Here is a 12,344-nt window from a genome sequence, read left to right on the forward strand (position 1 = left end):
CAGCCGGGCGGGGCGCGGACGTCGCGCCACGTTACTAGATTATCGGCAGGCTCGGCCTCGCGCCCCGCTTCCCGAACTACCTCCCGGCAACGGGAGTGTTCTTTGACAATGGCCAGGCGCGAGAGCGAGCGTGGCGCAGGTGAAGTGCGCAACGTTTCCCTCCCCCTCGAGGGGAGGGTCGATCCGCGCAGCGGATCGGGGTGGGGTCGTCCGAGGCAGCGCGACGCCCTCCTCGGGGAGGTCCCGAGCGCAAAAGCGATCGAGGACGAAGCAACTTGCGGGTCATCTCCGCTGCTGCGCCTTGCGCATACCGGCCGGTCGCGCTAGCTGACTCGACGGAACCTGCGGGGCCGCTGCCCGCAGGAATATTTTTTTGAGGTAGAAGGATATTTTCCCGTGAAAGCACGCATCAAATGGGTCGAGGACCGCACTTTCGTCGGCGAGTCCGGCACAGGCCACAAGCTCGTGCTGGGAACCTCTCATGGAGCCGAGGGCAGGACGCCCGGGCCGAGCCCGATGGAACTGGTGCTGATCGGCACCGGCGGCTGCTCAGCCTATGACGTCGTGCACATCCTCGAAAAGGGCCGCGAGGCGGTCGAGGACGTCGTGGTCGAGGTCGAGGCGGACCGTGCCGACACCGAGCCGAAAGTGTTCACGAAGATCCACATGCACTACATCGTCAAGGGCAGGGGGCTTTCGCACGACAAGGTCAAGCGCGCCATCGAGCTTTCGGTCGAGAAGTATTGCTCGGCGTCGGCGATGATGGCCAAGACGGCCACGATCACCCACGACTTCGAAGTGGTCGAGACCGCCGGCTGAGGGCGCAGCAGCCCAGGCGCGCCGCAACCGGACGCGCCGGGCGAGGCCTGCGCCTGAGCGCGGGCGGCCGCGACCAGACACCGGCAACCTCTGGCCTTGTTGGACGTTGACGACCCGGAAGGGATGAAACGAGCCAACAAGGAGACACCAGATGAGAAAGCTCATTTTGGCGCTTGGAACCCTCGCCCTGTTCGCCGGCGGCGCATTTGCAGCCACCGCCGAAGGCGTCATCAAGGAATTCAACAAGGACACGCGGGTGATCATGCTCGAGGACGGCAAGAGCTATACCGTGCCGGCCGACGTGGCACTTCCAGCCGACCTGGCTGTAGGCCAGAAGATCACCATTACCGTCAGTGACGACGACGCGACCAAGGTTGAAGCGGTGATGACGTCTGCAATGTAGGCTCGGCATCCTTTGCGACGACGGACAGAGACGAGGCCCGCCAGGACCTGGCGGGCCTCGTTGGTATGGCGAACCCGCGGCGCCGGCGAAGGCGCGTCGGGCAGGGAAGGGCCGCGCCCCTCGAGAACCAAGCGCCGCCCGACTCCGCGCTGTCGCGACCACAGGTTGCGGCCCCCGCGGTCGGCCGCGGTGCCGGCTTCGCGAGCGGCGGCTTTTTTGCGTGCCCTACGGAACTGCGCATCCCGGTGGAGAGTTGAAGGGGAAGCGTTCTCCGTCCCGCAGGATGCGCCCGGAGGCGCTTCATTTCCTTGGTCGATCAGGAGGCGAAAATGAAGCATCAAACGATCGAACAATTGCAAGCTCTCGCCGACATCCAAGCCGCGCCGACAATGACCAGAACCGAGCGGCTGGAACGCTGGGCCGAGCTGCTCGAACGCGATCCCGAGCGCAGGCTGGGAACGCTGTCGGGCACCGAATATGCGCCCAGCGGCGCGCGCCAGACCATGCGCGTCAGCGGCTCGCCGATGACGGTCGCTTTCGACGACATGACGATGCGTGCCGCGGGCCTCGCCGACGACAGCTATGGCGAAGCCAAACGGTTCTTCGAGCTCTCGGACAGGCAACTGCACGACATCGTCTGCAACTGCCACTTCGGCAGCGCCGTCCGGTCCGGAAATGCCGCACGCCGTGTTCGCGCAGCCATCGGCCTGTGGCCGCGCATCAAGGCGTTCTTCGCCTGAGCCGGCCGGTCGCAGCTTCAGGGAAGCGGTCGCGCTTCCCTTGCCTTCTCTGATTGCCACGACTGGGCGCAAGTTCAGCCGCGCCTTTGGGCGCGGCTTTTTCATGGTGCCGGCACAGGAGAGCCCGCTTCCTTCACACTGGAAGACCTTGCTGGGGCGTCGAGGCAACGACCGCCGACAACTGTGAACAATGCCCCACGTTGGCATGTTCACGAAATATCTGATGTCCAGAAATCAATTCCAGAACAGAAGAAACAGAATAATCAAAGGAATCGGCACGCCGATCAGCCAGAACAACAAAGCGCGTCCCATGACAGTTACTCCTCAGAAGCCAACGTCATGGCTAACGGCTGCCAGGGAAGGAAGTTCCATTTGGAACTGGCTCTTGCGATGGCGCACCCGAATGCCGCGTCTCAGCCGACAAGCCGGCGCGCCACCAACTCAGCCGGCTCGACGTTCGGCTGGGCTGGGTGGCACATACGATCGCTGTCGCGCGACTATCGTGGCGCTTGGGGCTCGAGGAGCAGGGCCTCATTGGGCAGCTTGGGCAGCGCAGACACATCGATCTGACTGCGAAGACCGGTCAGGGGATTTGTCTATACTGGTCGCATAAGATAGATTATGGAACACGCACGTTGCCGCGGCAGGTATCGGGAAGCGATACAGCGCGCAACAGCTGATCATCAATTCAGCGGCGGGTCAGACTGCTGTCAGAGGCTTCGCCAGCGGCAATCCTAAGAGGCGCAGGCTGCAGCAGCGCAAACGACGCTGACCACGAGGCTCCGTCGTAGGCTCGACGCCGATGGCCTTCTTGGCGTAGTTGCGAACCAGCTGGGCGCCGATCGTGAGACTCAAGACTTTGTGCTATGCGCCTGTGCCAAAAGCGATTTCGATCGCCATGCCGTCATAGGCCGGCTCCACGTGCGGCGGCGTCGCGGCCATCACCGCGGCGTAGTCGAGCGGCACGTGCATATGGGTCAGCACCGCTTGCGCGGGCTGTAGCCGGTCGATCCACTGCAGCGCCTCCGACAGCGACAGATGGCTGACATGCGGCTTGTGCTGGAGCGCGTCGACGACCAGCAGCTCGAGCCCGGACATCAGTGCTGCCGTGGTTTCGGGAAAGTCGCTGACATCCGAGCAATAGGCGATCGGCCCGATGCGGAAGCCGAGCGAAACGATGTCGCCGTGGATCTGCGGCAGCGGCAAAAAGGTGAGGGGACCCCCCTCTCCTTCCACGACGAACGGTCTGTCGTGGCGGATCTGGTTCGGCCGCACGATCGGCGGATAGGAGCTGCCGAGCGGCGTCTCGATGCAGTAGCCGAAGGCCTGGTTCAGGCGTTCGAGGGTGAAATCGTCGGCCCAGATGTCGATCAGGCTGCCGCGCTCGAGCACGTAGCCGCGCAAATCGTCGATGCCGTGGATGTGGTCGGCGTGCGGATGGGTGTAAACGACGCCGTCGATATGCCTGACGCCGGCGGCAAGCATCTGGCTGCGGAAATCGGGGCCGGTGTCGATGATGACACGCGTGGTGCCGGCGTCCGAGATGCGCTCGACCATGGCGGCCGCGCGGGTGCGCCGGTTCCGCGGATTGGCCGGGTCGCAGGCGCCCCAGTCGCCGGTGATGCGCGGCGTGCCCGGCGAAGAGCCGCAGCCCAGGATGGTGAGGCGCAGCACATCAGCCATGGCGTCAGGCCGGTCTCGGCATCTTGGTGAACAGGCGGAAGAAGTTGTCCGTGGTGATCGCGGCAATCTCTTCGGCGCTCACGCCTATGGTTTCGGCGAGCACGGCGGCAGTGTTGGCGACGTAAGCCGGCTCGTTGCGCTTGCCGCGGTGCGGGATCGGCGCGAGATACGGCGCATCGGTCTCGACCAGCAGCCGGTCGCGCGGCACGTCCCTTGCGATGTCGCGCAGGTCGGCCGAGTTCTTGAAGGTCAGGATGCCGGAGAACGACACATAGCCGCCCAGTGCGACGCCGGCGCGGGCCAGCCCGGCGCCGGAGGAGAAGCAGTGCAGGATGAAGGGGAAGGCGCCCTTCCCCGTCTCTTCCGTCAGAATCGCCGCCATGTCCTCGTCGGCCTGGCGCGCATGGATGACCAGCGGCAGCCCGGTTTCGCGGGCAGCCGCAATGTGCGTGCGCAGCCCCTTCGCCTGGGCATCGCGCGGCGCCTTGTCGTAGAAATAGTCGAGACCCGCCTCGCCGATCGCCACGACCTTCGGGTGCCCGGCCAGCCTGACGAGTTCGGCCGCGGTCACGTCCAGCTCTTCGCCGGCGTTGTGCGGATGGGTTCCGACCGAGCAGTAGACCTCGTCGAACTCTTCGGCGATCGCAAGGACTTGCGGGAACCGCTTCACCCGTGTCGAGATGGTGACCATGCGTTCGACGCCGGCCGCCCTGGCGCGCGCGACGACGGCCGCGCGCTCCTCGGCGAAGTCGGGAAAGTCGAGATGGCAATGACTGTCGACAAGCATTTCTCGACCGCCTCAGGCTTCCGCCGCCGGCTCGACATAGCGCGGGAACACGGGCTGCGGCGCAGGCAGCGCGGCACCCGGAACCAGTGCGTGCTTTTCGTCGACATGGGCGAAGTCGCGCTCGCTGACGTCCAGCAGGTCGAGGAGCTTGGTCGCCGAACCCGGGATGAACGGCTGGCACATGATGCCGACGCGGCGGATCACCTCGGCGGTGGTCCACAGCACCGTTTCCATGCGCGCCGGATCGGTCTTCTTCAGGGCCCAGGGCTCCTGGCCGGCGAAGTAGCGGTTGGCCTCGGCGACCACCGCGAAGATCGCGGCAAGTGCGTGGTGGATCCCCTGCTCCGCCATCGCCTTGCGTGCGGTCGCAAGCGCTGCCACCGCCTGGTCGAGGATCGCCTTGTCGGCGTCGGCGAGCGTGCCGCGCTCAGGCACCACGCCGCCGCAGTTTTTGGCGATCATCGACAGCGAACGCTGCGCCAAATTGCCGAGGTCGTTGGCGAGGTCGGCGTTGGTGCGGTTGACGATCGCCTCGTGGCTGTAGCTGCCGTCCTGGCCGAACGGCACCTCGCGCAGGAAGAAATAACGCACCTGGTCGAGGCCGTAGTGCTCGACCATGGTGAACGGGTCGATGACGTTGCCGAGCGACTTCGACATCTTCTCGCCGCGGTTGAACAGGAAGCCGTGGCCGAAGACGCGCTTCGGCAGCTCGATGCCGGCCGACATCAGGAAAGCAGGCCAGTAGACGGCGTGGAAGCGGACGATGTCCTTGCCGATGATGTGCACGTTGGCCGGCCAGAATCCCCACTTGTCGGCCCCCGTGTCGGGATAGCCGGCGGCGGTGATGTAGTTGGTCAGCGCGTCGACCCAGACGTACATGACGTGCTTCTCGTCGCCCGGCACCGGCACGCCCCAGTCGAAGGTCGTGCGCGAGATCGACAGGTCCTTGAGGCCGGAGCGGACGAAACTCATCACCTCGTTGCGGCGCTCGTTGGGGCCGATGAAGTCGGGCTGGTTCTCGTAGAGCTGAAGCAGCTTGTCCTGGTAGGCCGAGAGGCGGAAGAAGTAGCTCTCCTCCTCGACCCACTCCACCGGCGTGCCCTGCGGGCCGTAGCGGATGTTGTCGGGGCGGAGCTCGGTCTCTTCCTCGCCGTAATAGGCTTCGTCGCGCACCGAATACCAGCCGGCATAGCTGCTCTGGTAGATGTCGCCCCTGTCGGCCATCGCCTTCCAGATGGCCTGCGAGGCAGCGTAGTGGCGCTCTTCGGTGGTGCGGATGAAGTCATCGTTCGACGCATTCAGAAGCGTCGCCATCTTCTTGAATTCGCCGGAATTCCGGTCGGCAAGCTCGCGCGCGGAGATACCTTCCCGATTGGCCGTCTGGAGCATCTTGATGCCGTGCTCGTCGGTGCCGGTGAGGAAGAAGACGTCCTTGCCGTCATGGCGCTGGAAGCGTGCCAGCGCGTCGGTGGCGATCAGCTCGTAGGCGTGGCCGATGTGCGGCTTGCCGTTGGGATAGGAGATCGCGGTGGTGATGTAGAATTTTTCGCGGGACATGGGAGGCCGTCGTCAATGTCTGAATGAAACGTGTCGCGGGTCAGATAACGCATCGGGCGGCCGAATGCCACCCGGCTCGGCCGGGCGTCACATTCGCATCGCGGCATTCAGGCGGTCGATCATGGCCAGGACGTGCTGCTTCTTGTCGAGGTTGTAGGTTTCGGTCTCGGATATCGCGTTCTGCGCGTCGTGCCAAGCGTCGGACAGCGCCTTGGCGCGCGGCAGGTCGGAGTTGCGCGCAGCTTCCGAAGCCGTGTCGGCCAGCAGATCGAGCGCCCTACGGTTGAAGATGTCGAACTGGATCGAACTGTCCCGCCCCGCCACGGCGTCGGCGAGCTTGTGCGCGGCGGCGATGCCGGCGTGGCCGTTACCGACGACGCGGTCGAGCGCCTCGGCGATCTCCAGCCCGCCATACTGGGTGAGCAGGATGGCCGCCCTGACGCTGCCCCCTGCCCGCTCCACCAGTGCTGCCCGCGCCTGCGGCTCATCCGGTGCGGGCTGCCCTGCCGAATCCAGCGCCGAAAGCAGGCTTTCGTCGTCGAGCGGCGTCAGCCGGACCGTCTGGCAGCGCGAGCGGATGGTGGGCAGCAAGCTGCCGGGGGCGTGCACGATAAGGATGAACAGCGTGCGCGCCGGCGGCTCCTCGAGGTTCTTGAGCAAGGCATTGGCGGCATTGGTGTTCATGTCGTCGGCCGGGTCGACGACGACGACCCGGTAACTGCCGTCGTGCGAGGTCATCGACAGGAAGCGCGAGACCTTGCGGATCTCGTCGACGGTGACCACGGACTTGAAGCCCTTGGTCTTGTCGTTCTGCGGGCGCGTGAGATGCAACACGCCGGGGTGTGCGCCGGAGGCGACCTGGCGGAACAGGGCCGACTGTGGATTGGGGGCCGTGAACGCCTCCGGGGCCGTCCTGTGGTCCGGATTGGTCAGCAGATAGTGCGCCAGATGGAAGGCGAGCGTCGCCTTGCCGATGCCGACGGGACCGGCAAGGATCAGCGCATGCGGCAGCTTGCCGGCGCGATAGGCAGCGGCCAGCATGGAAGCCGCCTGTTCGTGGCCAAACAGATGCGGGTTTTCGGACGGCTCCGGCACCTCGTCGAGCGTGTCGTGCTGTTCGGGGGCAAGGCGTTCGAGCATCAGGCGTCCGCCCTCGCCCGGCTGCCGCTGGCGGCGTGCGCCTCAAGGGCGGCAAACACCGCTTCCGTGACCGCATTCTCGACCGTCTCCGCTGGCTGTGCCGCGTCGATCACCCGGCAGCGCTCGGGCTCGCTTGCGGCGATGGCGAGATAGGCGTCGCGGCGGCGGCGGTGGACGTCGACAGTCTCCTTCTCGAAGCGGTCGGCCACGTCCTGGCCACGCCGGGCGGTGGCGCGCCTGAGCCCCTCCTCGGGGTCGAGGTCGAGGATCAGCGTCATGTCGGGCATCATGCCGTTGATGGCGACGCGCTCGACGGTCGCCATGAAGTCGGGGTCGAGATTGCCGGTGACGCCCTGGTAGACGCGCGACGAATCGATGAAGCGGTCGCAGAGCACGATGGCGCCACGCTCCACCGCCGGGCGGATGACCTGCTCGACATGGTCGGAGCGGGCCGCAGCGAAGAGCAGCGCCTCCATCTTTGGGCCGAACGGCTCGGCAGCGCCCGACAGGAGCACGTGGCGGACGGCCTCGGCGCCGGGTGAACCGCCCGGCTCGCGCGTGACGACGATGTCGTAGCGCTTGTCGCGTAGCCTGGCGGCGAGGCGTTCGATCTGGGTCGACTTGCCCGCCCCTTCCCCGCCTTCGAATGTGATGAAGAAGCCGCGCGCCACTTCGATGCCCTTCTTGTCTGTCGCGTGCCCGCCGCGCCCCGCAACACATGCGCGAGCGCCGTACGACACATGTAGGTGCCGTTGCTCTACAGTCGAGACCGGCAAAGGTCCACCGGCCTATCGCATCCAGCCGATGGCGAGTTCCTTGACGGCATCGAGCGCGCGGCTCTGCAGCGAGCCGACGCCGACCGTCTCGGCAGCGAAAAGCGGCGTCTCCTGGCTCAGCGTGTCGCCGATCCAGACCTTGAGCGAGCCGATCGGGGTGCCCTTCTCGACCGGGGCCGACACCGGCCCGTTGTAGACGACGCGCGCGACCAGGCGCTCGCGGCTGGCGGTCGGCAGGAAGATCGTGATGGGCTTCTGCGCGACCAGCCGCACGTGCGACTTGGTGCCGCCGAACACCTGCGCGTCGCCCACGGTCTCGTCGGCGGCGAAGATCTCGGTCTTCTCGAAGGCGCGCAGGCCCCAGTCGAGCAGCTTGCGCGTCTCTTCGGAGCGCTCGCGGTCGCTGGCCATGCCGGCCATCGCCAGGAACAGGCGCCGGCCGTCGCGGTTGACGGACGCCACGATGGAGAAGCCCTCGCCCTCGGTGAAGCCGGTCGCCAGTCCGTCGGCGCCGAAATCCATGGCGACCAGCGGATTGCGGTTGCGCTGCAGGATCTTGTTCCAGGTGAAATCCGGCAGGCTGTAATAGCGATAATATTCGGGATAGGTGCGCCACAGGTGCAGCGCCAGCTGGGCGAGCTCGCGCACCGTGGTCTGCTGGCCGGGCGCCGGCAGGCCGGTGGAATTGGCGAAGGCCGACTTCTCCAGGCCGATGGCGCGTGCCCGCTCGGTCATCTGCAGGGCGAAGTTCGCCTCGGAGCCGGCCATGCCTTCGGCCAGCACGATGCAGCCGTCGTTGGCCACCTGCACGGTCACGCCCTTGATGAGGTCCTCGATGCGGATCTGCGAGCGCACGGCGGCGAACATGGTCGTCGCCCGCGAGGCCGCTCCGCCGGTGCGCCAGGCGTTCTCGCTGACGGCGAAGGTGTCGTCGAGCTTGTAGCGGCCGTTCTTCAGCGCGTCGAACACCACCTCCATCGTCATGATCTTGGCGAGCGAGGCCGGCGTGAACAGCTTGTCGGGTTCCTTGGAGAACAGCACGGTGCCGGTCTCGGCATCGATCATGTAGGCCTGCGTGGCCTTGGTCTCGAACATTTGCGCATGCGCCTGGCCGACCAGGACGAGCATTGCGAGCAAGCCGGCCAACAGGACACCGGTCGCGGATTTTCTGGAAGTCATTGGAGATTCTGCCCCGTTCGGCCTCGTATTCCGGTCGAGCGAATTGAGACTAACAGGCTTCGACCGCGCCCCGCAACCGTGACCGGGCAGATAGCCACAGGCTGCATGGCCGGAAAGGACCGGTCAGTCGTGGACCGCGAATGCGTCGGGCGCACCATGCGACCATGCCGCCTTCAGCATCGCGTCGAGGGAGTTGCGGCCGTCGGAATAGAGTTCGACCGAATACCAGGTCTTGCCGTCCATTTCGGTCTGCTCGATCGCCGTGCGGCCGAAGGCGGCAAGCTCGTCGGCGATGCGCCGCGCCACCTTGTCGCTGTCGAAGGTGCCGGCCGCGACATAGGCCTCGAATTTCGGCTCGGCGGCGCGCGGACCCGGGTTGAGCCGCTTCCACGAATTGACGATGTCGTCCGAGGACATCGCCTGCCCTTGCAGCGCATCGAAGGCCCGGGAGGCGCCGGCGACGCGTTCGCTGGCATAGGACAGCGTGTTGATGGCCATGCGGGTCATGCCGTCGGGCCGCTCCGGCGCGATCGGGCCGAAGTCCGGCAGCACGACGTCGACATAGCCATCATCCTGGGTGGCATAGCCGTCCTGGGCCGCCATCGCGGGCTGCTGCTCGAACTGGGCCGCCTGGGCGGCGAGCGTGTTGACCGGCACGTTTGCCTGGATCACCGGGACCGGCGCGCTTTCGGCCATCGCGGCCGGGAACGCGGCGCCGACGCCGACGCTCGGGGTCGGGCCGTTCATCGCCACCATGACGCCGGTGGGCAGGCCGTCGTTGGTCGGGTCGCCCATGCCGGGGCCCGGCCTGTAGGAGGCGAGCAGGTACTGGTCGTCCTGGCCGTCGAGCGGTGCGCGGCCGACATATTCGACCTGGACGTTGGCGGTTCCGCTGCGGGCATAGCCGAGCATTTCGGCCGCGCGCTTGGACAGGTCGATGACGCGCCCGTCGGAATAGGGACCGCGGTCGTTGACGCGCACGATCACCGAATTGCCGTTGGCCGTGTTGGTGACCCGGGCGTAGCTCGGCAGCGGCATGGTCGGATGGGCCGCCGTGAGATTGGTCATGTCGTAGACTTCGCCATTGGCGGTCAGGCGGCCGTGGAAGGCGTCGCCGTACCAGGAGGCGGGGCCGACCGCGACATAGGCGGGGTCTTCCTTGGGATAATACCACTTGCCCCGCACCTTGTAGGGGCTGCCGAGCTGGTCGCGGCCACCGCCGCGCGGCAGGCCGGAGAGTTTGGTGGTGACGCGCGGGCTCGCCTTCACGCCATATTCGGATTCGGCGAAGTATTCCTTCGAGCGCTTCTTGGAGGCAACGAAGCTCGGGGCAGCGCAGCCGGCGACGAAGGCCGCGGTGGCGGCGAGTGCGACGAACCTGGCCGTGCGGCCGAGCCTCTTGCGCGCGGTATGCTGCATCGCCCCAGATGTCCCCTGCACTTCTACTCGTCCGCCGGCCGTCGAATCAGACCGTCACGGCGCTCTACACATTGAAAAACAGTTGCCGCGCACGACCCCTGAACCTTGTGCGCAGGAAATGCTTGCCAGCGTATTAATCGAGTGTGGTTCGATCCGGGCGCAATTGTGGCGCGAATGTGGCTTGCATGCCCCGCCCCGTGGTCGGGTACGGTTCGGCCGCTGCATCGGCCGGATGGGACGCGCAAGCGGCCTCGCGCTCGGCTGCGACGGCAACGCCGCTGCCCGGTGCGGCCGAAGCGAAACCCGAGCCGAACAAGTTGACGCGGCGAACCCGCGGGCGCTACAAGCGCGCCACGAAGGCCTTGAGCGGTCGCAGCGTTCGTCGCTCGCAACCTGCAGTCAAAGCCCTGGAAGAGTGGCCGAGCGGTTTAAGGCACCGGTCTTGAAAACCGGCGTGGGCGCGAGTTCACCGTGGGTTCGAATCCCACCTCTTCCGCCAGTCGTGCTGGGGCGTTGCCCGCCAGCCGGCAAATCAGCCAATCTCGCAACGACCACCGGCGACCGCCGGTTCGGAACCAATCCGCCGGAACCATGTTGAACTGATGGACCCATCAACAGGATTGGGAGGTTCAAGTGGATCGACGATTATTCCTGATGGGAGTGCTCGGTCTGGCCGGAGCCGCCGCCGCAACCAGCATGGTGCGGCCGGCCTACGCGATGCCGGGCATCCCGGGAGCCCGTCGCGGCATTCTGGACGAACTCGAAGCCCCTGACGCCGAAGTCATCGACGACGAAGATTGGGCCGACATCGAGCCTGTGCGCCACCGCGGACGGCGGCGGCGTCGGCGGCGCCGGCGTCGTGCCTGGCGGCGGCTCTGCCGGCGCTACTGGCGCTACGGCAGGCGCGTCCGGCGCTGCTACAGGCGGCGGGTGTGGGTCTGGTATTGGGTATGGTGGTAGTGCCGCATAAGGTCCGGCCGGTGCGGGCCGCTTCCTGACGGCATTGCGACCATTGAACGGCGGGACGCCGCCACGGCCAGCATCAGCTTCGCCGGGGCGGCCTCCGCCCCGTATGCGCGAGACGGCCGGCAACGGTTCCCCTGCTCCGTCGCGCCCGCCACGAAAAAAGACCCGCGCTGAAAAGGGACAGCGCGGGCAAAACCCGATCATGGAAAAATGCACCCGCAAGTAGAGCCCTGCCCTATGCCGGCTTGGCATATTGCTCGGCGCTCATGACCTCGATGCAGACGAAGCGCTCTTTACCCTCCACCCAGGCGTCGTGACCGGGCGGGATCGTGTAGGACGTTCCCGGCTCGAAGGTCTTCTGGGTTCCGTCGTTCAATCTGACGGTCAGGGTTCCGGATACGACGTAGCCGACATGCGACAGCTGGCAGCTGTCGGTCTTGGCGACCGGCTTGATGCACTCGGACCATCTCCATCCCGGCTCGAAATTGAGCCGCCCGAGCGTGAAGCCGGGGAGCCGCACCACTTCGACGCGGGTCTTGTCGGGCGCCCGGACCTCGTCCGGGGCGTTGTGGGACTTGGATTCGAATTTCGTGACGTTCACTCCACCATCGGCCATGGCAACCTCCCATATGCGATGCGGAGCCTGACGCTGGCACGCCTGATTGATATTAGCAATTGCTTCAATAGATGGATGGGGGAAGTCCCCGAACAGCCACGGTTGCGGCCGGATCGTTTCCTCCGAGATGGCCCACCATTTGATCTAGCGCAAAGAGCCCGCCGCCGCGGCTGGCTATGTTCACCCTCGTCGGGGCAATCACCCTCTGTTTTGCCCCGGTCCAGCCTTGCTCGCCCGCGCTGTATCCCCATTCAGCGCG

The 12,344-nt window shown here is 66.2% G+C and carries 12 protein-coding genes and 1 tRNA gene; 5 read left to right on the forward strand and 8 right to left on the reverse strand.

The genetic code is table 11. The annotated features are described in order from the left end of the window. The first annotated feature begins 396 nt into the window (after positions 1-396). The 3 genes from PV773_RS09295 to PV773_RS09305 all read left to right on the forward strand — a co-directional run bounded on the left by PV773_RS09295 (position 397) and on the right by PV773_RS09305 (position 1,962). Positions 397-819: an OsmC family protein gene (locus PV773_RS09295; RefSeq protein WP_347966089.1), complete on the forward strand. Its 423-nt coding sequence runs from the start codon at positions 397-399 to the stop codon at positions 817-819. A 151-nt stretch (positions 820-970) separates the two neighbouring features. Further along, positions 971-1,222, forward strand: a complete 252-nt coding sequence (locus tag PV773_RS09300) for a DUF1344 domain-containing protein (protein ID WP_347966090.1) — start codon at positions 971-973, stop codon at positions 1,220-1,222. A 329-nt stretch (positions 1,223-1,551) separates the two neighbouring features. Next, positions 1,552-1,962, forward strand: coding sequence for a hypothetical protein (locus tag PV773_RS09305; RefSeq protein ID WP_347966091.1), 411 nt, complete (start codon positions 1,552-1,554; stop codon positions 1,960-1,962). An 864-nt stretch (positions 1,963-2,826) separates the two neighbouring features. Here the strand turns inward: PV773_RS09305 and PV773_RS09310 are convergent. The 7 genes from PV773_RS09310 to PV773_RS09340 form a co-directional block, all read right to left on the reverse strand. Next, positions 2,827-3,645: an MBL fold metallo-hydrolase gene (locus PV773_RS09310; protein ID WP_347966092.1), complete on the reverse strand. Its 819-nt coding sequence runs from the start codon at positions 3,643-3,645 to the stop codon at positions 2,827-2,829. 4 nt (positions 3,646-3,649) lie between these two features. Further along, a complete protein-coding gene (locus PV773_RS09315; protein WP_347966093.1) occupies positions 3,650-4,432 on the reverse strand; it encodes a TatD family hydrolase in 783 nt (260 codons plus the stop codon). A 12-nt stretch (positions 4,433-4,444) separates the two neighbouring features. Then, positions 4,445-5,989, reverse strand: coding sequence for a methionine--tRNA ligase (metG, locus tag PV773_RS09320; protein WP_347966094.1), 1,545 nt, complete (start codon positions 5,987-5,989; stop codon positions 4,445-4,447). Positions 5,990-6,076: 87 nt separating this feature from the next. Beyond that, positions 6,077-7,132: a DNA polymerase III subunit delta' gene (locus PV773_RS09325; RefSeq protein WP_347966292.1), complete on the reverse strand. Its 1,056-nt coding sequence runs from the start codon at positions 7,130-7,132 to the stop codon at positions 6,077-6,079. After that, positions 7,129-7,800 carry a dTMP kinase gene (tmk, locus tag PV773_RS09330; protein ID WP_347966293.1) on the reverse strand — a complete coding sequence of 224 codons (672 nt, stop codon included), beginning with the start codon at positions 7,798-7,800 and terminating at the stop codon, positions 7,129-7,131. Before tmk ends, PV773_RS09325 begins: the two co-directional genes overlap by 4 nt. A gap of 117 nt (positions 7,801-7,917) precedes the next feature. Continuing rightward, positions 7,918-9,033 (reverse strand): D-alanyl-D-alanine carboxypeptidase family protein, encoded by a 1,116-nt coding sequence (locus PV773_RS09335; protein ID WP_347966294.1) that lies wholly within the window; start codon positions 9,031-9,033, stop codon positions 7,918-7,920. 174 nt (positions 9,034-9,207) lie between these two features. Then, the gene (locus tag PV773_RS09340) at positions 9,208-10,503 is read right to left on the reverse strand and encodes a septal ring lytic transglycosylase RlpA family protein (protein ID WP_347966095.1); all 1,296 of its coding nucleotides are present in this window, start codon (positions 10,501-10,503) and stop codon (positions 9,208-9,210) included. A gap of 409 nt (positions 10,504-10,912) precedes the next feature. On the opposite strand from PV773_RS09340, the gene PV773_RS09345 reads away from it, so the two are divergent. Together PV773_RS09345 and PV773_RS09350 are read left to right on the forward strand one after the other, a co-directional pair. After that, a tRNA-Ser gene (locus PV773_RS09345) sits at positions 10,913-11,002 on the forward strand. Between the two features lie 134 nt (positions 11,003-11,136). Beyond that, positions 11,137-11,463 (forward strand): protamine-2 (modular protein), encoded by a 327-nt coding sequence (locus PV773_RS09350; protein ID WP_347966096.1) that lies wholly within the window; start codon positions 11,137-11,139, stop codon positions 11,461-11,463. Positions 11,464-11,704: 241 nt separating this feature from the next. Here the strand turns inward: PV773_RS09350 and PV773_RS09355 are convergent, their stop codons facing one another. Next, positions 11,705-12,085: a cupin domain-containing protein gene (locus PV773_RS09355; RefSeq protein WP_347966097.1), complete on the reverse strand. Its 381-nt coding sequence runs from the start codon at positions 12,083-12,085 to the stop codon at positions 11,705-11,707. Positions 12,086-12,344: the final 259 nt, after the last annotated feature.

Origin of the sequence: Mesorhizobium sp. CC13, from assembly GCF_039907765.1 — a bacterium.
Lineage (GTDB): Bacteria > Pseudomonadota > Alphaproteobacteria > Rhizobiales > Rhizobiaceae > Aminobacter.

Excerpts from the sequence above, each read along its gene's own strand:
- PV773_RS09305 (WP_347966091.1), top strand. The coding sequence starts at position 1,552 with ATGAAGCATCAAACGATCGAACAATTGCAAGCTCTCGCCGACATCCAA.
- PV773_RS09355 (WP_347966097.1), bottom strand. The coding sequence starts at position 12,085 with ATGGCCGATGGTGGAGTGAACGTCACGAAATTCGAATCCAAGTCCCAC.
- PV773_RS09340 (WP_347966095.1), bottom strand. The coding sequence starts at position 10,503 with ATGCAGCATACCGCGCGCAAGAGGCTCGGCCGCACGGCCAGGTTCGTC.
- PV773_RS09335 (WP_347966294.1), bottom strand. The coding sequence starts at position 9,033 with ATGCTCGTCCTGGTCGGCCAGGCGCATGCGCAAATGTTCGAGACCAAG.
- PV773_RS09315 (WP_347966093.1), bottom strand. The coding sequence starts at position 4,432 with ATGCTTGTCGACAGTCATTGCCATCTCGACTTTCCCGACTTCGCCGAG.
- PV773_RS09300 (WP_347966090.1), top strand. The coding sequence starts at position 971 with ATGAGAAAGCTCATTTTGGCGCTTGGAACCCTCGCCCTGTTCGCCGGC.
- PV773_RS09310 (WP_347966092.1), bottom strand. The coding sequence starts at position 3,645 with ATGGCTGATGTGCTGCGCCTCACCATCCTGGGCTGCGGCTCTTCGCCG.
- metG (WP_347966094.1), bottom strand. The coding sequence starts at position 5,989 with ATGTCCCGCGAAAAATTCTACATCACCACCGCGATCTCCTATCCCAAC.